This is a genomic window from Curtobacterium sp. MCLR17_034 (assembly GCF_003234485.1).
Lineage (GTDB): Bacteria > Actinomycetota > Actinomycetes > Actinomycetales > Microbacteriaceae > Curtobacterium > Curtobacterium flaccumfaciens.
Genome location: NZ_QKTH01000002.1, coordinates 397666 through 419448, shown reverse-complemented (window position 1 = coordinate 419448; position 21783 = coordinate 397666). Strand labels below are relative to the sequence as shown.

The 21783-nt window shown below is 69.3% G+C and carries 22 protein-coding genes; 10 read left to right on the top strand and 12 right to left on the bottom strand.

The window, feature by feature from the left end; translation table 11 throughout:
• Window positions 1-292: 292 nt before the first annotated feature.
• Window positions 293-2716, top strand: a complete 2424-nt coding sequence (locus tag DEI98_RS04505; RefSeq protein WP_111100053.1) for an excinuclease ABC subunit UvrA — start codon at window positions 293-295, stop codon at window positions 2714-2716.
• A gap of 54 nt (window positions 2717-2770) precedes the next feature.
• Here the strand turns inward: DEI98_RS04505 and DEI98_RS18530 are convergent, their stop codons facing one another.
• The 3 genes from DEI98_RS18530 to DEI98_RS04495 all read right to left on the bottom strand — a co-directional run bounded on the left by DEI98_RS18530 (window position 2771) and on the right by DEI98_RS04495 (window position 4885).
• The gene (locus DEI98_RS18530; protein ID WP_155896774.1) at window positions 2771-2926 is read right to left on the bottom strand and encodes a hypothetical protein; all 156 of its coding nucleotides are present in this window, start codon (window positions 2924-2926) and stop codon (window positions 2771-2773) included.
• 237 nt (window positions 2927-3163) lie between these two features.
• A complete protein-coding gene (gene mtnN, locus DEI98_RS04500; RefSeq protein WP_111100052.1) occupies window positions 3164-3871 on the bottom strand; it encodes a 5'-methylthioadenosine/S-adenosylhomocysteine nucleosidase in 708 nt (235 codons plus the stop codon).
• Window positions 3872-3928: 57 nt separating this feature from the next.
• Window positions 3929-4885, bottom strand: coding sequence for a serine hydrolase (locus DEI98_RS04495; protein ID WP_111100051.1), 957 nt, complete (start codon window positions 4883-4885; stop codon window positions 3929-3931).
• A gap of 66 nt (window positions 4886-4951) precedes the next feature.
• Between DEI98_RS04495 and DEI98_RS04490 the strand changes: the two genes are divergently transcribed.
• The 4 genes from DEI98_RS04490 to DEI98_RS04475 all read left to right on the top strand — a co-directional run bounded on the left by DEI98_RS04490 (window position 4952) and on the right by DEI98_RS04475 (window position 7729).
• On the top strand, window positions 4952-5284 hold the full coding sequence (locus DEI98_RS04490; protein ID WP_146243422.1) for a hypothetical protein: 333 nt from the start codon (window positions 4952-4954) through the stop codon (window positions 5282-5284).
• Between the two features lie 107 nt (window positions 5285-5391).
• On the top strand, window positions 5392-6519 hold the full coding sequence (locus DEI98_RS04485) for an NAD(P)/FAD-dependent oxidoreductase (RefSeq protein WP_181437933.1): 1128 nt from the start codon (window positions 5392-5394) through the stop codon (window positions 6517-6519).
• A complete protein-coding gene (locus DEI98_RS04480; RefSeq protein WP_181437932.1) occupies window positions 6519-7541 on the top strand; it encodes an arsenic resistance protein in 1023 nt (340 codons plus the stop codon). The genes DEI98_RS04485 and DEI98_RS04480 overlap by 1 nt, the downstream gene beginning before the upstream one ends.
• Window positions 7538-7729 carry a hypothetical protein gene (locus DEI98_RS04475; protein WP_146243421.1) on the top strand — a complete coding sequence of 64 codons (192 nt, stop codon included), beginning with the start codon at window positions 7538-7540 and terminating at the stop codon, window positions 7727-7729. Before DEI98_RS04480 ends, DEI98_RS04475 begins: the two co-directional genes overlap by 4 nt.
• A gap of 8 nt (window positions 7730-7737) precedes the next feature.
• On the opposite strand, the gene DEI98_RS04470 is transcribed toward DEI98_RS04475, so the two are convergent.
• Window positions 7738-8031, bottom strand: a complete 294-nt coding sequence (locus tag DEI98_RS04470; protein WP_111033864.1) for a hypothetical protein — start codon at window positions 8029-8031, stop codon at window positions 7738-7740.
• A 155-nt stretch (window positions 8032-8186) separates the two neighbouring features.
• Window positions 8187-8789 (bottom strand): TetR/AcrR family transcriptional regulator, encoded by a 603-nt coding sequence (locus DEI98_RS04465; RefSeq protein WP_111100048.1) that lies wholly within the window; start codon window positions 8787-8789, stop codon window positions 8187-8189.
• A gap of 153 nt (window positions 8790-8942) precedes the next feature.
• On the opposite strand from DEI98_RS04465, the gene DEI98_RS04460 reads away from it, so the two are divergent.
• The 4 genes from DEI98_RS04460 (at window position 8943) to DEI98_RS04445 (ending at window position 12905) form a co-directional block, all read left to right on the top strand.
• Window positions 8943-9917, top strand: coding sequence for a chlorophyllase (locus tag DEI98_RS04460; protein ID WP_111100047.1), 975 nt, complete (start codon window positions 8943-8945; stop codon window positions 9915-9917).
• On the top strand, window positions 9914-10891 hold the full coding sequence (locus DEI98_RS04455) for an SDR family NAD(P)-dependent oxidoreductase (protein ID WP_111100046.1): 978 nt from the start codon (window positions 9914-9916) through the stop codon (window positions 10889-10891). The genes DEI98_RS04460 and DEI98_RS04455 overlap by 4 nt, the downstream gene beginning before the upstream one ends.
• A 61-nt stretch (window positions 10892-10952) precedes the next feature.
• Window positions 10953-11408, top strand: a complete 456-nt coding sequence (locus tag DEI98_RS04450) for a GNAT family N-acetyltransferase (RefSeq protein ID WP_111100045.1) — start codon at window positions 10953-10955, stop codon at window positions 11406-11408.
• 30 nt (window positions 11409-11438) lie between these two features.
• The gene (locus DEI98_RS04445) at window positions 11439-12905 is read left to right on the top strand and encodes an SDR family oxidoreductase (protein WP_111100044.1); all 1467 of its coding nucleotides are present in this window, start codon (window positions 11439-11441) and stop codon (window positions 12903-12905) included.
• 25 nt (window positions 12906-12930) lie between these two features.
• Here DEI98_RS04445 and DEI98_RS04440 read toward each other — a convergent pair whose 3' ends face one another.
• The 5 genes from DEI98_RS04440 to DEI98_RS04420 form a co-directional block, all read right to left on the bottom strand.
• A complete protein-coding gene (locus DEI98_RS04440) occupies window positions 12931-13392 on the bottom strand; it encodes a MarR family winged helix-turn-helix transcriptional regulator (protein ID WP_220037062.1) in 462 nt (153 codons plus the stop codon).
• On the bottom strand, window positions 13389-14660 hold the full coding sequence (locus DEI98_RS04435) for an FAD-dependent monooxygenase (RefSeq protein WP_111100043.1): 1272 nt from the start codon (window positions 14658-14660) through the stop codon (window positions 13389-13391). Before DEI98_RS04435 ends, DEI98_RS04440 begins: the two co-directional genes overlap by 4 nt.
• Window positions 14661-14773: 113 nt before the next feature.
• The gene (locus DEI98_RS04430) at window positions 14774-15154 is read right to left on the bottom strand and encodes a hypothetical protein (protein WP_111100042.1); all 381 of its coding nucleotides are present in this window, start codon (window positions 15152-15154) and stop codon (window positions 14774-14776) included.
• Between the two features lie 44 nt (window positions 15155-15198).
• Entirely contained in the window at window positions 15199-15810 is a 612-nt protein-coding gene (locus DEI98_RS04425; RefSeq protein ID WP_181437931.1) for a nucleotidyltransferase family protein, read from the bottom strand.
• A gap of 609 nt (window positions 15811-16419) precedes the next feature.
• On the bottom strand, window positions 16420-17826 hold the full coding sequence (locus DEI98_RS04420) for a phospholipase D-like domain-containing protein (RefSeq protein ID WP_181437930.1): 1407 nt from the start codon (window positions 17824-17826) through the stop codon (window positions 16420-16422).
• A 186-nt stretch (window positions 17827-18012) separates the two neighbouring features.
• Here DEI98_RS04420 and DEI98_RS04415 point away from each other — a divergent pair, with 186 nt between their 5' ends.
• On the top strand, window positions 18013-20112 hold the full coding sequence (locus DEI98_RS04415) for a DUF262 and DUF1524 domain-containing protein (RefSeq protein WP_111100069.1): 2100 nt from the start codon (window positions 18013-18015) through the stop codon (window positions 20110-20112).
• 30 nt (window positions 20113-20142) lie between these two features.
• Here DEI98_RS04415 and DEI98_RS04410 read toward each other — a convergent pair whose 3' ends face one another.
• Window positions 20143-20823, bottom strand: a complete 681-nt coding sequence (locus DEI98_RS04410) for a hypothetical protein (RefSeq protein WP_111100040.1) — start codon at window positions 20821-20823, stop codon at window positions 20143-20145.
• A gap of 115 nt (window positions 20824-20938) precedes the next feature.
• A complete protein-coding gene (locus DEI98_RS04405) occupies window positions 20939-21676 on the bottom strand; it encodes an EcsC family protein (protein WP_181437929.1) in 738 nt (245 codons plus the stop codon).
• Window positions 21677-21783 lie beyond the last annotated feature (107 nt).

The window sequence follows — 21783 nt, the reverse complement described above, 5'->3', positions numbered from 1 at the left end:
CCAGCTCGAGGGCGACAACGCCATCCTCACCGGCACCACCGTCCACATCTCCGAAGACGCCGCCGGCCTGCTGAACAAGACCTTCGGCACCGACGCCGTCAAGCGCGGCCTCCTCGTCGGCACCGCCACCATCACCGCACAGATCAAGTAACACCTGCCGCAACACCACACCACGAGCACCACCGCACGACGCGAAGAGTCGCTCCGCCGATCAGGGCGGAGCGGCTCTTCGTCGTTCGCGGTCCCGGCGGCGGTACTGCTTCTCCCAGTGGCCGAGCCTACGATCGAGCGAATGCCCGCTCCTCGCTCGACCCAGACCGACGACCGACCCGGGCCGGACGACTTCATCCGCGTCCGTGGTGCCCGCGAGAACAACCTGCGCGACGTCGACGTGGACATCCCCCGCGACCGGATCGTCGCGTTCACCGGCGTCTCCGGCTCCGGCAAGTCCTCACTCGCCTTCGGCACCGTCTTCGCCGAGGCCCAGCGCCGGTTCCTCGAGTCCGTCGCCCCGTACGCGCGGCGGCTGATCGCGCAGGGTTCCACCCCACACGTCGACTCGATCACCGGACTGCCGCCCGCCGTCGCCCTGCAGCAGCGTCGCGGTGCCCCGAGCTCCCGTTCCACCGTCGGCACCATGACCACGCTGTCGAACTCGATGCGCATGCTCTACTCGCGTGCCGGCACGTACCCGTCCGGCGCCGACCGGCTCGAGTCGGACTCCTTCTCGCCGAACACCGTCGCCGGCGCCTGCCCCCGGTGCCACGGCATCGGGACCGCGCACGAGGTCACCGAGGCATCGGCCGTGCACGATCCGTCGCTGAGCATCCGCGACGGCGCGATCACCGCCTGGCCCGGGGCATGGCAGGGCAAGAACCTGCGGGACGTCACCGCCGTGCTCGGCTACGACATCGACCGCCCGTGGCGCGAGCTGTCGCGCGAGGACCGCGACTGGCTGCTCTTCACCGAGGAACAGCCCGTCGTGCAGGTGCAGCCGAAGCGCGATCGCGTGGCGAAGCCCTACAAGGGTCGGTTCTGGAGCGCCCGCCAGTTCGTGCTGCACACCCTCGCCGACTCGCAGAGCGAGACCCAGCGCAAGAAGGTGCTGCAGTTCGTCGAGTCCGGCCCGTGCGGGCTCTGCGGCGGCACGGGCCTGACCCGAGCCGCCCTCGCCGTGACGATCGGCGGCCACTCGATCGCCGAGCTGAACGCGCTGCCGCTGACCGGCCTGGCTGAAGTCCTGCGCCCGATCGCAGCGATCACCGACGCGGCAGCGGCGACGTCGCGGGCATCGTCCGGCGAACACACCGAGGTCGCCGTGGCGATTTCGCGCGACCTGCTCACCCGTGTCGAGGTCCTGGTCGGCCTGGGTCTCGGGTACCTCGCGCTCGACCGCGCCACCCCGACGCTCTCCCCCGGCGAGAGTCAGCGGCTGCGGATCGCGACGCAGCTGCGCTCCGGCCTGTTCGGCGTCGTCTACGTGCTCGACGAACCGAGCGCCGGGCTGCACCCCGCCGATGCCGAGTCCCTCGTCGACGTCCTCGACGACCTGCGTGCCGGCGGCAACAGCGTCTTCGTCGTCGAACACGACATGAGCATCGTGCGCCGAGCCGACTGGATCGTCGACGTCGGCCCCCGTGCGGGCACCGGTGGCGGCACCGTCCTGTACAGCGGCCCGGTCGCCGGACTGGCCGAGGTCGAGAAGTCGGTCACCCGGCGCTTCCTGGAGCCCCGGCAGCCGACCGCCGACCGTGCCGTCCGGACCCCGATCGGCACCCTCCAACTCCGCGACCTCACCCTGCACAACCTGCGTGGGCTCGACGTCGACCTGCCGCTCGGTGTCCTCACCGCGGTCACCGGGGTCAGCGGGTCCGGCAAGTCGTCACTCGTCGGTGGCGTGCTGCCCGGCGTCGCGACGTCGCACCCGCTCATCGACCGCGTCGTGCAGGTCGACCAGAAGCCGATCGGCCGGACGCCCCGCTCGAACCTCGCCACCTACACCGGCCTGTTCGACGCGGTCCGGGCAGCCTTCGCCCAGACCGACGAGGCCAAGGCCCGCGGTTGGGGCGCCGGGCGGTTCTCGTTCAACGTCGCCGGCGGCCGGTGCGAGGTCTGCCAGGGCGAGGGTTCGGTGTCCGTCGAACTCCTCTTCCTGCCCGGCAGCTGGGCCCCGTGCCCCGAGTGCCACGGCTCCCGCTACACCGCCGAGACGCTCGAGGTCCGGTGGAACGGGGCGTCCATCGCCGACGTCCTCGGCATGACCGTCGACGAAGCGGCGCCGTTCCTGGCGTCCCTGCCGGCAGCCGGACGCGGACTCGAGACCCTGCGCGAGGTCGGTCTCGGCTACCTGCGGCTCGGCCAGCCTGCTCCGGAGCTGTCCGGCGGCGAGGCGCAGCGCATCAAGCTCGCCACGGAACTGCAGCGCGCGCGGACCGGCCACACCCTGTACCTGCTCGACGAGCCCACCACCGGCCTGCACCCGGCCGACGTCGAGCTGCTCACCGCCCAGCTCGCCCGACTGACCGACGCGGGCAACACCGTCGTCGTTGTCGAGCACGCCATGGACGTCGTCGCGAGCGCCGACCACGTCATCGACATGGGCCCGTCCGGCGGTGTCGAGGGTGGCCAGGTGGTCGCCTCCGGCACGCCAGCCGAGGTCGCCGCCTCGACCACCAGCCGGACCGCCCCGTACCTGCGGGACCAGCTCGGTCGCTGACGCAGAAGTGCCCGCCAGGATCGCTCCTGACGGGCACTTCGTGGCTGCCGCTGGTTACCGCTGGACCGCTTCCGGGGCGTCGTCGCGGAAGAAGTCGCTACCACTGTGCGTGTAGCCGACCTCACCCGTCCGACGCCACTGCTTGCGGACGCGCTTGAAGGTGGTGATGCGTGCAGGTTCGACGTTCTCGTCGCTCGTGTAGGCGCTCATGGCTGATCTCCCTGTGTGATTGGCCGTGGTTCCTTGGCCCCCCGAAATGGAGGCTAGCGAGCGGTTTTCACACCGGTTCGTGATCCGTCCCGGAACGTCCGTGGAACGCAATTCCGCCCGTTGAATGGCCGCGGAGCGCAGCGCCCGCGACCAGGCGGGGTCGGACGGGAGGCCCGGATCACCGCCGCGGGACCGGCGGCGGCGAGTCGCGCCTCCAGGCCGGAGCACCGGGCGGGCTCAGGAACGCAGGCCGAGCACCAGGTCGTGGACCACGCGCGCTGCGCGTGCCGCGGCGTCGTCCAGGTGCTCACGGAACTCGGCGCCGTCTGGCGCGCAGAGGTCGCTGATGCACCGGACCGACACGAACGGCATGTCGTGCACGTGGGCGAACTGCGCGATCGCGGCCGACTCCATGTCGACCGCGGCCACCTCGGGGAACGCGACCCGGAGTGCGCGGGCACGACCCTCGGTCACGAAGACCTCGCTCGAGCCGATCGTCGCCGACCGCAGGGGCCACGCGATGTCGGCGCCCATAGCGAGCTCGACGAGCCGGGCGTCCGGCGCGTAGCCGGTCGGCATGCCGGGGACCTGGCCCAGTGCGTAGCCGAACGCGGTGGCGTCGGCGTTGAGGTTGACGTACCGGTCGCCGACCACGACGTCACCGACGGCGACACCGTGCATGAGCCCGCCGGCGGTCCCGACGCTGATCACCGGGATGCCCGGGCCGAAGTCGTGGAAGCCGTGGGCGACCGCGGCCGTGGCGTTCGTGAAACCGATGCCGCTGCGGCGCACGACGACCGTGGCGCCGCCGATGTCGAGCAGCTGGTGCGGGTCGTGGCCACCGACGGGGCCGTCGAGGACCGGGACACCGCCGAACAGGTCGGCGAAGGCCGAGACCTCTTCGCTCATGGCCGCGATGATGATCGCGACGGGTTGCTGCTGCACTGATCGATCCTCCCACGCCGGGCGCGCGCGGACGTGCAGGTCGGATCGTCGAAGGTGCTAGCGGCGGGGGTCCTGGCGGGCCAGCTCGTCGGCGACGAAGGCGGCGAGCGCGTCGGCGCCGAAGTGGTCGTCGGCGGTGATGGTGACGACGGTGCCGGGGTCGTTGCTCGCCTCGGTCTCGTCGAACAGCAGCATCTGACCGTACGCACCGTGCAGCCGCCAGAGTCGGCCGGGACCACCCCATCCGGCCATCGCGTACCGCTCGTAGCCGGGGCCGGTGCCCTCGCGCTCGACCCAGTCGGTGTGCATCGCGTCGCACCACCGCGCGCTGACGACCCGCTGTCCGTCGACGACCCCGCGGTCTCGGATCAGGCGTCCGATGCGGGCGAGCTCCTCGGTGCGGAGCGACAGTCCCTCGCCCGCTGCGACGAACCCGTTCGGGCAGCGTTGCCACTCGACGTCCTGGATGCCGAGCGGCGCGAACAGCCGCTCGGTGACGAACGCACCGACGTCCCCGACCCGGGTCTCGAGCACGCGCATCGCCGTGTAGGTGCTGGCGTTCGCGTACTGGAACACCCGGCCGCGGGACGGTCGCCGCAGGAACTCGGCCGCCAGGTCCGGCCAGTCCGTCAGCTCGGTCGCCGACCACGGCATGTCGATGCCGCTCGTCATGGTGAGCAGGTGCCGGAGGGTGACCCGGTCGACGCCGTCGCCGAGCGCGGGTCCGGTCTCCGTACCGAGGCCGGTGCCGACCAGGGACGTCGCGATCGGTTCGTCGAGGTCGAACAGGCCGTCGTCGGCGGCGATGCCGGCGGCCAGGACGCAGACGCCCTTCGCGGCGGAGTGGACCTCGCGTCGGACGTCGGGGGTCCAGTGGTGCTCGGCGACGTCGCCCGCGGTGCTCTCGGCGCCCGGAGCCGCAGTCCGCGTGCGCACGTGGATGCCGTGTGCGGCGAACCCGGTGGTGTCGATGTGCCGGACGACGGCGTCGAGGATGGTCGCGGCGGTGTGCACAACCCCATCCTCTCGTGGCCGCGCGGCTGCGGGCACGAGCAGGGGCCGTCGCGTACCGTCCGGCTCGTGTCCGACGAACAGCCCCGCCGCCCCGATCCCACCCGCGTCGGCGACCAGCCCGCACTCCGGACGGCGTCGGGCTCGAACTGGCTCCTGTGGGGAGCCGTCACGGCCGTGATCGTCGCCGCGGTGATGGTCCTCATGGCGATCCGAGCGCCGGCGATCGGCTGGCCGGCGCTGGTGCTCGTCATCGTGTTGTTCGTGACGATGGTCGTGGTGCGGGCCGCCGTCCGGCCGCAGCGCACCCGACTCGTCACCCTGGCCCTGCTCGACCTCGGCATCGTGGTCGTCGGACTGGTGGCGACCCTGGCGGTCCTGTACTCGACGCCGGTCGGTTGATGCCGCGATGGCATGTTGATAACGGTTCTCACTAAGATGGTGTGCAGCGACCACACCACGGTGGCCGTTCCATCGACGCAGCCGCAGCTGCTGGGAAGACCGACCCCATGCCAGCACCACACCCCACCGAGACCCTCGACGCCCTCGTGGTCGGAGCCGGACCGGCCGGCGTCGGCACCGGCCTGGCACTCCACGCCGTCGACGGCCTGCTGTTCGGCGTCGTCGAACGCGGCGTCGTCGGAGACACGTTCCGTCGGTGGCCGGAGCACCAGCGGTTCCTGACGCCGTCCTTCACCGGCAACGGGTTCGGGGCCACCGACCTCAACGCGGTCCACCCGCGCACCTCACCCGCCTACAGCCTGGGGACCGACTACCCCTCGGGGCCCGAGTACGCCCGGTACCTGCGGGGCGTCGTCGCGGCCTTCCACCTGCCGACCCTGCTCGACACCGAGGTCGAGCGCATCGAGCCGGACGACGACGGCTTCCGCGTGACCACGAGCCGCGGCCCCGTCATCACCCGGAACGTGGTCTGGGCCGGCGGCGAGTTCTCCGACCCGATCCTGCCCCGTTGCGCGGGCACCTCGCTCGGGGTGCACGCCTCCGCCGAGGCAGCCTGGGTGGCACGGCCCGGCCACGTGGTGGTCGTGGGTGGCTTCGAGTCCGGCATCGACCTGGCGTGCCACCACGTCGAACAGGGGACGACGGTGACGGTCGTCGACCCGTCCCACCCCTGGGACGCCGGCAGCGGCTCGGACCCGTCGTTCCGCCTCGCCCCGCGGACCCGTCAACGGCTCGCGGCCGCGCGGGCCAGCGGACGCCTCACCCTGGTCGACGACGGCCAGGTCACCGGCATCAAACGATCCGGAGACGGGTTCACCGTCGGGGTCGCCGGACGGACCGCCCTGGTCGCGGACGCGCCACCGATCCTCGCCACCGGGTACGGCCCGGGGCTCGGGCCGGCCGCGAGCCTGTTCGACACCCGCGCGGACGGCTGGCCGCTGCTCACCGAGGACGACGAGTCGACCACCACGCCCGGGCTGTTCCTGGCCGGCACCACGCTCCGGCACGGCGCGCTGCAGTTCTGCTTCGTGTACAAGTTCCGGCAGCGGTTCGCCCACGTCGCCCGTGTCATCGGCGAACGGGCCGGACGCGACTGCAGTGCCCTGCAGGAGTGGGACGACGCCGGGATGCTCACCGACGACCTGAGCTGCTGTGGTGTCGAATGCGCGTGCTGATGCCGGCACAGCGGCCTGCCCGCCCCGCCGGTGCACGACTCTGGGCCACCCCCGCGATCGTCGGCGGCGCCATCCTGGTCGGGTCGGTGATCGGCGGCGCCTCACCCTCGGCCGGCGACGCGATGGGCTCGGTGGTGGACGCGTTGGTGATCACCCTGGTCGTCACCCTGTTCGTCGACGTCCCCCTGCACCGCCTGCCACGGACGCCCGGCGCCTGGAAGGTCATCGGCATCGCCTGGAGCATGAACTTCCTGCTCGCCCCGCTCGTCGCGTTCCTGCTCACCCGCGTGGCCCTGCCCGGACACCCGGCCGTCCAGCTCGGCGTGATGCTGTACTTCCTGGCGCCCTGCACCGACTGGTTCCTGGCGTTCACCCGCCTGAGCGACGGGGACACCGCCGTCGGGGCGACCCTGCTGCCGATCAACATGGTCACCCAGCTGCTGCTGTTCCCGGTGTGGATCACGGTCCTGGGCGGCAACGCCGGCATCGATGCCGTGGGCACCATCGGCACCCTGCTGCAGTGGTTCGTCCTGCCCGCCGCGATCGCCGTGGCGATCCGCCTCGGGATCTCGCTCCTGCCGGACGGCGCTCGAGCCCGCGCCGCCGCCCTGCCCGGCCGCGCGGTCCCCTGGATCGTGGGCGCGATGGTCGCCGGGCTCTTCGCCTCGCACATCGCGCTGCTGCTGGCGAACCTGCCGGTGTTCGTCGCCGTGCTGGGGTGCGCGGTGGTCTTCTTCGCCGTGATGTTCATCGCAGCCGAGTGGGCGTCACGCCTCGCCGCCCTGTCGTACCCGCGGTCGGCGCTGCTCGCGATGACGACGGCGGCCCGCAACGCACCCCTGATGATCGGGCTGACGAGCGCCGCACTCCCCCACCAGCCGCTGGTCACCACGGCGATCGTCGTCGGCATGCTCGTCGAGTTCCCGCACCTGCTCGCGGTCCGCCACCTGCTGCTGCGTCGGCGACGTGGTCAGCACGCCGGGCGACGCCTGCGCGGCACCGCCGCGTGGGGGCACCCGTGACGCACCGGGTCCGACTCGTCGTCGTCCCGACCGAGCGACGGGTGATCGAGACCGAGCACGACGACCGGCGGACGGCGCTCCTGCTCGCGCTGGGCCAGGTGCCGCTCGGGTACACGGTCACCGACGTCGACGTGCTGCCGGAGCACGGGGACACCGAGTCCGACCCCGCGGAGCCGGGCCGACGCTGAGCCGGCCGTCAGCGGCGGACGAGCACCCCGGCGACGAGTCGGAGCAGCAGGGCGACCACGCCGACCACGGCGATGCCGACCGACACGACCGTCGCCATCAGCAGTCGAAGGCTGTCCGGCACGGCCGTCTCGTCGGACGTGGGGAGGAACGCCGTCGCGACGAACACGCAGCCCGCGGCGATCAGGAACAACACCCCGATGATCGTCACGGCCCGCAGCGCGGCCGGCGCCGGTTCGTGGTCACCCGGTCGAGCCGGACGAGCCCTGGCCCCCTCGGTCTCCCAGTCCGCCAGTTCCGTCATGGTGGTCCCCCTTCGTCGGGACGATCGTAGGGCCCGGACCGGCCCCGACGGCGCTGGTGCGGCCCGAGACGGTCGCGACGCCGGACGGGAGGCGCGTGACGGGCCCGCACCGCGCCTCCAGTCCGGTGCCGGTCGCGACCAGTGCGCGTGGCCGGCTACGCGCTGTCGGTCACCGTCGGCTGCGCCTGCCGCAGCCCGGTGACCAGGAGGGTCACGATCGTCCGGACGTCGTAGTCGGGGTCCTGGGGGCTCCACGCCACCAGGTCGCCGACGGCCCGGAGCAGCTGGTACGGCGGGGTCGGCGCGGCCACCTCGCCGGACGCCCGCGCGGCGTCGAGCAGCCGGCCGAGCACGGGCACGAGCTCGTCGACGAACATGGTGTGCAGCGCCGTGAAGCCGTCGGCGTCGCCCTCCCAGACGCGCGCCAGACCGTGCTTGGTGCCGAGGAAGTCGACGAACTGGTGCACCCAGCGCAGCAGGGCGGCGAACGGCGTCGGCTCCGAGCCGAGCAGCGCCGGCCCCGCGTCGACCAGGGCCTCGATCTGGTGCCGGTAGACGGCAACGACCAGGTCCGAACGGGTCGGGAAGTGCCGGTAGAGCGTGCCCACCCCGACACCGGCGGCGGCGGCGACCTCGCGCACCGGTGCGCCGACGCCCGAGGCCGTGAAGACCGCGGCAGCGGCGTCGAGGATCGTGCGCTCGTTGCGCTCGACGTCGCGACGGCGACGCGGCGCGGGGTCGGGCGACGGGGTGCTCATGCCTCGATCATCGCACGACACCGACGCGATGCGGAACAGTGCTCCGCTTCCTCTTGCAATCCGGATCGTTGTTCCATATCGTTCCGGAACGTCGCTCCGTTTCGGACGACGATCGCTCCGACACGGGCGACACCGCATCCCGGAAGGGCCCACATGGCACCCACAGCACCTCGACCGCAGGTCATCAGCGTGCGCCCCGTCACGCTTCCCGCACCCTCGCGCGGCCAGGACCTCGAGGTCCGGATCACCGCACCGACGACCGGCACCGACCTGCCCGTCATCGTCTTCGCCCACGGCTTCGGCCAGTCCATGACCGGCGGCGACCCCCTGGTCGACCACTGGACCGCGAACGGCTTCGTCGTCATCCAACCGACCTTCCTCGACGCGAAGGCCTACGGGCTGACGCTCGAGGACCCGCGCTACCCGACCATCTGGCGGACGCGCGTCGACGACCTCGAGCGGGTGCTCGACGACCTCGACCAGCTCATCGACGCGGTCCCCGGTCTGAGCGGGCGCGTCGACACCGCGCGCATCGCCGCGGTCGGACACTCGTGGGGCGGACAGTCCGTGGGCATGCTGCTCGGGGCACGCGTCCTGGACGCCGACGGGCGGCCGGGCGAGGACCGCACCGACCACCGCGTGCGCGCCGGGGTCCTGCTGTCCACCACCGGGATCGCGCGCGGCGACCTCGTACCGTTCGCGCAGGAGCACTTCGCGTTCATGAGCCCCGACTTCAGCCAGCTGCACACCCCGTCACTCGTCGTCGCCGGCGACCACGACCAGTCCCAGCTCTCGACACGTGGCCCGGACTGGTTCACCGACGTCTACCACCTGAGCCCCGGCGCCCGGCACCTGGTGACCGTCCACGGCGGGGAGCACCTGCTCGGCGGGATCCAGGACTACGAGTCGACCGCCACCACGGACGAGAGCCCCGAGCGTGTGGACCTCGTCCGCCACACCACGACGGCGTTCCTCCGGACCGAGCTCGGCCTCGACCCCGACGCGTGGTCGGCGGTCGCCGACGCCGTCGGCCCCGCCACCGCCGACGCGGCCAGCCCTGCTGCCGCCGTCGCGGCCAGCCCTGCTGCCGCCGTCGGCCACATCGAATCGAAGGAGTACCACTCGTGATCACCCACCAGCACCCCCTGCCCACTCCGTTCACCGCCGCGTCCACCGCCGCCGACGTCCTGGACGGCGTCGACCTGACCGGCCGGAACGTCGTCGTGACCGGCGGCCACAGCCGGCTCGGCCGCGAGACCAGCCGCGCCCTCGCGGCGGCCGGCGCCGACGTCACCGTCGCCTCCCGCGACGTCGACCGGGCATCCGCAGCCGTCGCCGGCATCCCCGGCGTCCACGTCGAGGCCCTCGACCTCACCGACCCGTCGTCGGTCGACGCCTTCGCCGCGCGCTGGTCGGCCTCCGGCCGCCCGCTGCACATGCTCGTGAACAGTGCCGCGATGCTCTTCACCCCGGACCGCCGGCTCGACGGCCGCGGCAACGAACTGGCGTTCTCGACGACGCACCTCGGGCACTTCCAGCTCACGCGGGCGCTCCTGCCCGCCCTCCTGGAGGCCCGTGGTGCGCGGGTCCTGACCGTCACCTCCGGTGCGGCGCGGTTCGGGCAGATCTGGTGGGACGACCTGACGTTCGCGCACGGGTACGACCCGGTCACCGCGTACGGGCAGTCGAAGCGGGCGAACGTCCTGTTCACGGTGGAGCTCGACCGCCGGTACGCCGATCAGGGCATCCGCGCCTTCGCCGCGCACCCGGGCGTCATCGTCGGACCCGGCCCGCACGACCCGACGGTGCTCGCGTCGTACCGGGAGCAGGGACTGGTCGACGACCACGGGGTGACCGTCATCGACCCCGAGGTCGGCAAGAAGACCGTCGAGCAGGGCGCAGCGACGCTCGTGTTCGGCGCCGCGAGCCCGCTGCTCGACGGCGTCGGCGGGGTCTACCTGAAGGACAGCGACGTCGCCGTGATCGACGACCGGGTCCTGCCCCTGACCGCGGACCGCATCCCGTCGGACGCGAACTCGGCGATGCTCGACGCCGACGATGCCCGGCGCCTGTGGGAGGTCAGCGAGGGACTCCTGGTTTGATCGCCGTCGGCCGGGGGCCTCGTCTGCCCACTGTTCTCGTCGTCCTCGTTACTGTGGGACGGTGCTGACCGTGCGGATCGAGAGCCCCCGGCAGGACGACGTCCTGCACCTGCTGCAGCAGGGCGACGACTACGGACTGAGCCTCTACCCGGCCGAGAACTACCACGCCCTCGACGTCGACGACCTGGACCAGCCCGACGTCACGTTCCTGGTGGCGCGCGAGGACGGCACCGCCCTCGGCACGGTGGCGCTCGTCGACGCCGGCGACGGCACCGGCGAGGTCAAGCGCATGTTCGTGAGCGACGCCGCGCGTGGGCTCGGCGTGGGGACGCGGTTGCTCGACGCCCTGCACGACCGGGCCCGCGCGGTCGGTATCGGGACCGTCCGGCTCGAGACCGGTCTGCCGCAGGCCGCGGCGATCGCGCTGTACCGGAAGGCCGGGTACGCGGACATCCCCCGGTTCGGCCCGTACGTCGACGACCCGACGAGCGTGTGCATGGAGCAGCAGCTCGTCTGACCGGCGCTCGGTCCCGACGTAGGATCGCGTGTGAGCTCCGAGCACCCCGAACCCAGCGGCATCGACCCCGACGACCTGACCGTCGCGCTCCGGGTGCTCGAGCAGCTGCCGTCGATCGACGAGACGCACCCGGACTTCATCCGGGTCCGCCAGGCCACGGCGAAGATGTTCAAGGCCGTCAAGCGTGCGCACCGTCTCGAGAAGCGCGGCGTCATCGCCGAGGCCGACCGCCGGGTGATCGCCGCCACCGCCACCGGGGCCGCCGACCGGATCGACGACGAGACCCGAGGCGTCCTGATCAGCGCTTCGACCGCCTCGACGACCGCGGGCACGCTGCTGAAGTCACGGCCCTGCTACATGTGCAAGCAGCACTACACGGTCGTCGATGCGTTCTACCACCAGCTCTGCCCGTCGTGCGCTCGTCTGAGCCACGCGAAGCGCGACGCCCGGACGGACCTGACCGGCAAGCGGGCGCTGCTCACCGGCGGCCGCGCGAAGATCGGCATGTACATCGCCCTCCGGCTGCTGCGCGACGGGGCCCACACCACCATCACCACGCGGTTCCCCCGCGATGCGGTGCGCCGGTTCGCGAGCCTGCCCGACTCCGCCGACTGGATGGACCGCCTGAAGGTCGTCGGCATCGACCTGCGTGACCCCGCCCAGGTGATCGGGCTCGCCGAGGACGTCGCCGCGTCCGGCCCCCTCGACATCCTGATCAACAACGCCACGCAGACCGTGCGCCGGTCGACCGGGGCCTACCAGCCGCTGGTCGACGCGGAACTCGCGCCCCTGCCCGACGGACCGCTGCCCGAACTCGTGACCTTCGGGCACACGAACGACCAGCACCCGCTGGCGCTCGCCCGCTCGGTGGCCGCGCACCCGATCCTCGCGGCCGCCGCAGCCCGAGCCGACGAGCTGACCGAACAGGCGATGGCGCCGGGATCGAGCTCGCTCGAGCGGCTCGCCCTGGGCACCGCGATCGACGCCGGTGGCCTGGTCCCCGACCTGCACGACGAGAACTCGTGGACCCAGCAGGTGGACGAGGTCGACCCGCTCGAGATGCTCGAGGTCCAGCTGGCCAACACCACGGCGCCGTTCATCCTGATCTCGAAGCTCCGCCCCGCGATGGCCGCGAGCACGGGACGCCGCACCTACGTGGTGAACGTCAGTGCCATGGAAGGGGTGTTCGGCCGCGCGTACAAGGGGCCGGGGCACCCGCACACGAACATGGCGAAGGCCGCCGTGAACATGCTCACCCGCACGAGCGCGCAGGAGATGTTCGAGACCGACCACATCCTGATGACGAGCGTCGACACCGGCTGGATCACCGACGAACGGCCGCACCCCACGAAGGTCCGGCTCGCCGAAGAGGGCTTCCACGCGCCGCTCGACCTGGTCGACGGGGCAGCCCGCGTCTACGACCCGATCGTCCGTGGCGAAGCCGGCGAGGACGTGTTCGGTGTCTTCCTGAAGGACTACGCGCCGAGTTCGTGGTGAGGAGCCGCTGACCGGCTCGGTTCCGTCAGCGCTTCGACGGAGCGGTGTCGTCCTGCGGCAGGACCGCGGCGAAGCGGAGCAGGAAGTCGCGCACGACCATCAACGTGTCGTCGTCGTACGAACCGATCGCCTCGTCGAGCTCCGCGGCACGTGACCCGAGGAACCCACTGCTGCGTTCCCGGGTGAGATCGGTGACGCGGAGGGTGACGACCCGACGGTCGGTGCTCTCGCGGCTGCGCACGATCAACCCGCGCTCCTCGAGCCGGTTGACCAACGCGTTCGCCGCACCCGAGGTCATCCCGATCCGCCGGGCGAGCCGCGTGCCCGTCATCGGCTCGCCCTCGGTCTCCGCCCAGAGGATCTCCCCCAGCGCGACGCCGTCCGAGGTCGGCAGCTCCATCCCTGCTGCGAAGTGGAGCGCCGACTCCTGGTACCGGACGGCGTAGTGGCGGAGCGCCTCGAGGGTCTGGGAGCGCAAGTCGGTCATGCGATCGATTCTGCCGCCTCCCGGGCCCCCTGCAGTGTCGGGTAGTGCGGCAGGACGGGGACGTGCTTCTCGCTCGTCAGCAGGTACTTCTGGGCGAAGCCGCGGACCGGACCGAGAGACGCCACCCGGAGCGCCGCCCGCACCGCGCGGACGCCCGCCTTCGACGACGGGTGCAGCAGGCGCGCACCGCCGCGCGGAAGCCCCTGGGCGCTGTCGGCGTACCCGCGGAGCATCTCCTCGTAGCGCGCGAATGCGTCCGGGATCGAGTACCCGTGATCAGCGCCGACGGCCGGCTCGATCGTCCGTGCGAGTTCCCCGGCCAGGATGTGCGCGCCGACCAGGGACAGCGTCGTGCCCATGCCGGTCGGCCCGGAGCCCCAGGCCGCGTCACCGAGCAGCGCGATCCGGCCCTTGCTCCATCGCGACACCACGACCTGTTCCATCCGCTGCGTGTAGAACTCGTCAGACCGCTCGCTGAACCCGTCGAGGATCCGCTCCGTCTGCCACCCTGCGCCCCGGAAGCGCTCGCGCAGGATCCGCAGCTGCACGTCGACGGGGAGCTGCTCGAAGCCCATCGGCTCCGACTCGAAGGACACACTGGCCCGGATCGTCCCCTCGTTGTCGGGCCGGATCGACGCGACACGTCCACGCGGCGCCGTGTACCAGTCCCAGTGGTCGGTGTCGCTGCCGATCCGGTCGAGCGTGCCGTAGGCGATGCTGACGCCGTGGTCGCGGTACTCCGTCTCGTCGGCGAACAGGATCCGACGGGTGCGCGAGCTGCGGCCCTCGGCGACGACAACCAGGTCGAACCGCTCCGGAGCGCCACTGTCGTAGCGGACGCTCACCCCGGTGCCGTCCTGCTCCGCCCCGGTGATGAAGTCGCCGTAGCGGCGGTCGATCGAGTCCGGCAGGGCGTCCACGAGGATCCCGGCGAACGTGCCCCGCAGGATCTCGATCTCGGCAGTCGGACCGTCCTGGCCCTCGGTCTTCGGAAACGTGGCGTACGGGGTGCCGTGCTCGTCCACGTACCGTGTGCCCGCTTCGCCGGTGAGGTGCTGCATCACCGTGTCGCGGAGGCCCATGCGCTCGAGGACCTCGCGCCCGAGTCCCCGGACGTCGATGTTCTGGCCGGTGGTCCGCTGCTCCGGCGACCGCTCGAGCAGCGTGACATCGAAGCCCGATCGGTCGAGTCCCCACGCCAGCGCGGGGCCCGCGATGCTCGCGCCGGTGATCAGGACGCGTGGGCGGTGGTGCGGCGTGGTCGCCATGGGTGGTCCTCTGCTCGTGGGGCGGCGAGTTGCCGCCTCACGAAGACTATACCTTCACAGCGATAACACTCCACAGAGAAGACGCTTTCGGGTCCGCGTCGATCGGTGAGCTGTCAGACCAGATCCTCCGCGACGGCAACGAGTGCGCGGGCGGCCGCACCGGCATTGTGGATGTCCGATGCGTCTACCGACCTCGCGCTGTAGGCCGCCTTGTTCTTGACCCGAACGAGCGTCTCGAGGTGCTTCGCAATCGGCCGGTCTGTCGCATCCTGCAGGATCGAGACGCCGTCGTTGTGGCTCGCCCCACTGCTGTACCTTCCGGTCTTGCCGATGCAGATGGCGTCTGCCGCGGCGATCCCTGCGTCGACGCACAGCTCGACGAAGGAGTCGGCATGAGGGGACGTCGGCACGAGGATCCCATCCTCGGCACCGAACTCGAACAGCGTCTCGGCTGACTCGAGGAAGCCCTTGGCCTTCTCGAGCCGACCGCGCATGAAAGCGTTGTCGCCGTCAGTGGTCGACGGCAGTTTCGGTGGAGTCAACGTGCGGCCTTCCTGAGGTGGGCTTGGAGCCATCGGCGGTCTTCCACGAGGGGAATACCCTCACTCGCGATGGAACCGATGAGCGGGTCATCGGGGCCGACCCCCGAGACGTCGTACACGATGGGGTTCACCTGGTTGCCGGTCCACCGGTGAACGGCAATGGTGAGGTCGTAGATGCGGTCCTCAGCATCCGTCCGCGAAACGGCGTCCACGGCGAAGAACAGATCGATGTCGCTGTCCGGTCGCATCGCACCTCGCGCGGCCGAGCCGAACAACGCTGCATAGCGGACCGGCATCGATGCGATCTCCCCGCGGACCCTGTCGAGGAAGCGGGTACGAGCTCCGGCGACCTCGAGGACCGCCGACGCGAGGAGATGGTCTCGGTTGAGCGCGTACGTGCTCACGCCGCCGATGTCGTCGAACACAACGATGCCCTGCTCCGTCAGACGGTCAAGCACCTTCTTCACGCCGTTTCGCGAACGGCCTCCGGGCACGAGCCGCTGGACCGCGGACACCGTGAAGGGTCGGTCCGACAGGCCGCTCAGCACCATCAGAACGTCACCATCGAGGCCGCTCGACAACGCCGCGAACGGGCTCTGCAGCTGCACGACACCCTCCTCACCTCGGTCATCCAACATCACTATAGTGACGCGTACATCACTATAGTGATGGGAAGTAACCAGAAGGAACCACTTCCGGGCAATCCCTGGACAGATGCAGTGCACTCGCCCCTGCGGTCGGGTCGCTCGAATTGAGCAGCGAAGATGCGACCGGTCAGCGCGGAGTTGCGAGGTGTTCGGTCTATTCGCGGATGCCAGCGGTGGCGCGGATCGCGGATCCCAGCAACGACGGGTGTTCCACGGGTTCCGGGATTCTGTTCCACGCCTCTGGGAGGCTGCGCCGTGATACGTCTCCGAGAGCGTTGCGGTCGGACGTGCGACAAGCTACCCCCTGCTCCGACCGTCGCACCAGCCACGACCGCGCTAGTCGCAACAGACAGCGATGCGTTACCACGCGTCGGGAGCCCTTCTACGGTCTTCTAGCTCCGACTAGGGCCCCGGAGCCTAGCCAGTTGGGTGGACGTTGAGAGTGGGACGGGGACGGCGGAACGGGACCCACAGGTCCAGGCTGGTCGGAGTCAGCGGCTCGAAGAGTCTGAGGACCAGTGGCTGCACTCACGTTCGTCCGTCGTCGAAGCCCTGCTGTCCAGGTGGGGATCATCCGATGCTCAGGACAGGAAGCCCCGCAAACTGCAGGAGTGACACCCGCGACCATCCTGCTGGAAAGAACTCTGCCGCGTTCAGCTTCCCTACGTCGAGCGTCTGGTACCTGAAGGACCCGAGTACGCGGGCTGTGAGCTGGTTGACTGCGTCGGGGTCGTCGAGTGCGCTCAGCACTGGCGACGGGTCCCAGCGACGTTCGCCCTCCGTTCGGCGACCTGCTGGCTCCCAGCCCCGAAGCCTGCCCGCGGCACCGTCAAACTGGATTCGGAGGCGAACACCGTCGACGACTGGCAGATGCAACGGGAATACCGTGATGTGCAAGTTCGCCTCTTCGGTGTCGGTTTCCGGAAGCTCGACCTGTGCCTGAAGCGAGTAGCCACCCAGAACACCGATCGCCAGTGGACCGACCGCGAACCGGAGGTAGCTGATGCGCGTCTTCACGACCCGGGCGAATGCAATGCGCCCAGACGGGTTGAGGATAAGCGGATACATCCGGTATCGAGTGAGCGACACCAGAGCGCCGGTGTCCCTACTGCCCTGAACGATCCAATTCGTGAAGTCCGCCTGCGGATCATCTGGTAGGAACGAGCTGTAGCCCATCCAGCCGCCGGTGTGCCGAACGGCTGCCCAGACGGACTGCTGCGCCTGACGCTGCTTAGCAACGGCCTGACCGAGCCGACGCCGAAACGCGTCCCGCGTTGCAGCCACGTCAGCGTGGTTGCCGCGGCTATCCACGTCCTCCGACGCTTGCGGACGTTGAGCGCGTTCCCGCTGCGCGGCCTCCAACTCCTGCTGGCGCTGCGCGCGCAGCCGATCCGCCTCGGCCGCCCCCTCGAGTGCGTGTACGTACACTTTCCAGCGCTCATCGAATGCGTCGACTAGCCGGCCATGGACTGCGGCAGCGGCACCCATCTCTTCATCAAGTTCCGTCAGGAGGCTCTCGATGAACTCCTCACTGACCGGAATTGCCGATTCAAGCCAAGCATCTAGCGTCAAGAGGAAGTCGCTTCTCCCGAGATGCTGCAGGCCGGCAACAGTGGTCTCGTGGCTTTCGGTTGCGTATCTGGTGAAGTTCTGCGAGCCGATTGTCGCTACTCGGTCGTCGGCGACGAGCACCTTCGCGTGTAAGCGGTCGAGCGAACGGACAGTAACGCCAATTCGAAGAAGAGCGCGGGTCGCGAGGAGCTGCGCACGGTACTGCTGGTTACCAGACCGGGGTGACAAGTCCGTGACGACGCAAATGGTGGAGGCCGGAAGATCAGCGCCCATTAAAAGGCGCACGAGGAGAAAATCGAAGTACGGGGTGTACACACGGACGTTCTCCACCGCATCGGCGACCAAGCTCCTCCAAGCCCACGAGGCGTCGGAAGCGAGGAGCTGCGCGTCGGCATCGAACTCCATAGGCCCACCATAGGGGCTTCTATCGGCAAGAGACGTAGCTGCCACACGGGCAGCGCCACCGGCAGGATCGGGTTTCCACGCGGCATCGACGCCCATCCCGTGTCTCAACTGCACTGACGGCTCGCGACATTTCGGGGAGTGGTCGAGCGGATGTGCGAGGGGCGGGATGCCGGTAGGTTGAGGGCCGTGAAGGCCGTCGATGCAAATCTCCTCGATCTGTTGAAAGTCACGAGTCAGTTCGAAGTCCCCATCTATCAGCGAGCGTACGCATGGGGTCGTGCCGAGTGTGAGCAGCTCTGGAAGGACGTCCTTCGGGCCGGCGGCAACGAAGAGCTCGGCGCTCACTTCACGGGATCCGTCGTGTACGTGGAGAAAGCCGCGGGCACGCAGACCAACCAGGCACCGAGCCTCATCATCGACGGTCAACAACGCGTCACAACCGTCAGCCTGATCCTCGCGGCACTAGCCGCCCACCTGGAGGGCCCAGCCGCTGAGGACCGCGAACCACTCGAAGGTTTCTCCGCTGAGGAGATCCGGGACTCCTACCTCACGAATCGGTTCAAGGCCGACGAACGGCGATACAAGCTCCTGCTCTCCCAGGACGATCGAGGCTCACTGAAATCGGTCATCGATGGCACCGAGCCTGCGGCAGGGTCGACTAGCCGCGTGTTCGACAACTTCGAGTTCTTCCGTGCCCAGATCGGGGCGTCGCCCACCGATCTGGCGACGGTGTGCCGCGGGTTGGCGAAGTTGCAGGTGGTCGACGTGCACCTGCAGCTCGGGATCGATCACCCGCAGCTCGTGTTCGAGGCGATGAACTCAACCGGCAAGCGGCTCTCGCAGGCGGATCTCATCCGCAACTTTGTGCTGATGGGGCTGACGACGGACGCGCAGGAACGGCTTTGGACGGGTTACTGGCGGCCAATGGAGCTCGACTTCACCGGCGCCGGTTCCGAGTCGGCGTTCGATGACTTCGTACGGCACTACCTTGCCGCCGTCACCGGCAGCATCCCGCGACTCGGGGACATCTACGACGCGTTCAAGGACTACGCAGCCGCTCGGATGCAGCGCGGCGAAGCGGTCGATGTCCTCGTCCATGAGCTGCGCGAGTACTCCCGCCGGTACAGCGCCATCGCGCTCGGCCGCGAACCCGACAAAGCACTACGGGCAGCGTTCGACGATCTCGTCCAGATCCGCGCGGACGTGGTCTACCCCTTCCTCCTCGAGGCATACACGGACTACGACTTCGAGGTGATCAACAAGGACGAGCTGCTCGAGATTGTCCACATGGTGACCTCGTACGTCGTGCGACGCGCCGTCACTGGCTGGGCCACGAACTCGCTGACCACCACGTTCCAGAGCCTGGCGCGCGCCCTCCGGAAGGACCGTTACGTCGAAAGCGTCAAAGCACACCTCCTGCGCCTGCAGGGATACCGGACGTTCCCGACCGACGCCGAGTTCGAGGAGAAGCTGCAGTCCTTCGACGCGTACCACTTCAAGCGGCGCTCATACTTCTTCCGGTCGTTGGAGAACCACGGCCGGAAGGAACTCGTCGCGACGGACGAGTACACGATCGAGCACATCCTTCCGCAGAACGAGTCACTCCGTCCGGAGTGGCGAGTCGACCTCGGCGAGAAATGGCAGGAGATCCAGTCGGCGTACCTGCACACCCTCGGCAATCTCACACTGACCGGATACAACTCCGAATACTCAGACCGGGCGTTCCGTGAGAAGCGGGACATGGAAGGTGGCTTCAGGGAGAGCCCGCTTCGCCTCAATCAAGGCATCGGGCAGCTCGACATCTGGGACGAGTCCGCCATCCGGACCCGCGCCGCGCGGCTGGCTCAGCAGGCGCTGCGAATCTGGCCTCGGCCCGCGCTTCCGCCCGAGGTGCTCGCGACGTATCAGGAGAGCCGGACAGAGTCGCAGTACACGATCGCTGACCACCCGAATCTGTTCCGGCCGGAGCGCCGTAGGGACTTCGAGCGGCTTCGCAACGAAGTCATGTCGTTCGAGCCCTCCGTCTCCCTTGATTTCCTGAAGGTGCGCGTGGCCTTCCGAACGGAGACGACGTTCCTCGACGTCGTCCCGCAGGCGTCGCGGCTCCTCCTCGTGCTGAACATCCCGATCACGGCGCTCCGCGACGAGCGCCGAGTCGCTCGCGATGTAAGCGGGATCGGCCACTGGGGAGTCGGTAACACACAGGTCGCTTTCGATGACACGACGGACTTCAGCTACGTACTCGGCCTCGTCCGGCAGGCCTACGAGTACCAAGTTCTGGCGTGAAGGATCGTTTGCGCCTGCTTGCTTCTCGGGCTAGGAGGCGGTGGCACCCAGAACGACGTTGACCGGGTCCTCAAGTGATCGGGTCTTTCGGTACAAGGGCATCAGCGAGGTCGGGCCATCGTGGGCTGCGTACAGGGTGGCGTTGTCAGCGAGCACCGCTGACGGCTGATCGCCACGACGGATCATCCAAAAGTGTCGTAACGGCAGGCCAGCTTCGTCCGGGCATGCCCGGACAGCCGATTCGAGGCCCTCGAACTCGCTGACCCACGCCGGCGTCGCCTCAGGAGTCAAGTACGACGCGCCATACCAGTGCGTGCCAACAGTGAGTCTGATTTGGTCGTTGATCGTGCGGCCCAGGATGGCGGCGATGATTCGATAGGTCAGAGATCGAGGTGTAGTGGGGTCGGCAGAGGCCGTCGTCCATCCCACCGCGGTTTCAATGAGCTTCACCACCTCGTGGGGATCCTCAGCCTCGAAGAATGCCTGCCAGCCGATGCCGTCGACGGCTTGTTCGTCCCCACGCATCAGGTGAATGCTGCCGTTCAGGTTCATGAACACCGAGCTACCTGAGCGCGGGTCGAAGGTTTCAAGACCATGGTAGAACCCTTCCATCGGCCACGTTTCAGCGATCTTGAAGTGGCTGTGCCGGCGAGTAAGCTCGCTGGACACCCACCACGCCTGGGCGAGCTTGAATCGTTCCGCGATCTGCATCGAGGCTCCATGGTGGAAGTCATTGTTGGGATTGCTTGACGGTGCCGCTTCAGACGTCCGGACCTCTTTTATAGGGGTTCGATTCACGGATTGCGTTGGAGACCCGACACAAAGGTCATTCTTCGTAGACAGGATCGTCTCCGGACTCGGACGACGTGTCGAGCGAACCCGGCCAGGTGGTGGGTGCCGGCCCGAAAGCGCGTCGAGCTGCGCGGACGGTCAACTCGGCCATGCCCAGGTTTGCGCCGCCCCCGATGACGGCTCCAATTCCGAACGGGACAACGTTGCCGAGGACGATGATGCCCTGCTTCGTTCCCCATTTCGTCACAAAGTTCTGGCCGAGGACCTTGTTGATCTGCTTGAGTTGCGACACGGGGATGGCGTTGACGATGGCTTTCGCCCAGTGCGGTCCGGTCCGTCCCGCGACCTTCTCGATCGTCTGTGAAGCCCCACCGCCAAGGAGGACACCTAAAACGAGGGTGCGACGGCGCTCAAGTTCGTCGACACGGACGCCGTGCACTTCCGCGACGGAGAGCGCAAACAACGCGCTCAGCTCGAGCGAAGATAGAATCTCCCCTCCTGCGAGAGCCAGTCCCGCAGCCGTACCGACTCCGGGGGCAGCCGCGACGGCGCCAACAGCGGCGCCGGTTCCAGCTAGGGCGGTGCGATACATGTTCTCGAGCGTGTGCACGACTTGCTGAGGAGTCGCTTCCGGGTTGCGTTGCCGCGCACGGGCAAGGTTTCCCGCGACCACGGCGCCCTGGACGCTGAGCGCTTTGTCCAGCGCAGTGGTGAGGAGGTTGCGTCGGTGTTCCGGCGTTGAGTCGTTCTCGCCGAGGGGCATGCTGGTCACCTGCACAGAATAGAGCGAGCCTTACTCGCTTCGCGACGGGACACCAACCCGACTGTCCGTTCGCGACAGCGGCAGCTGGCACGAGCGTGGGCAGTGGCCTCCACCCG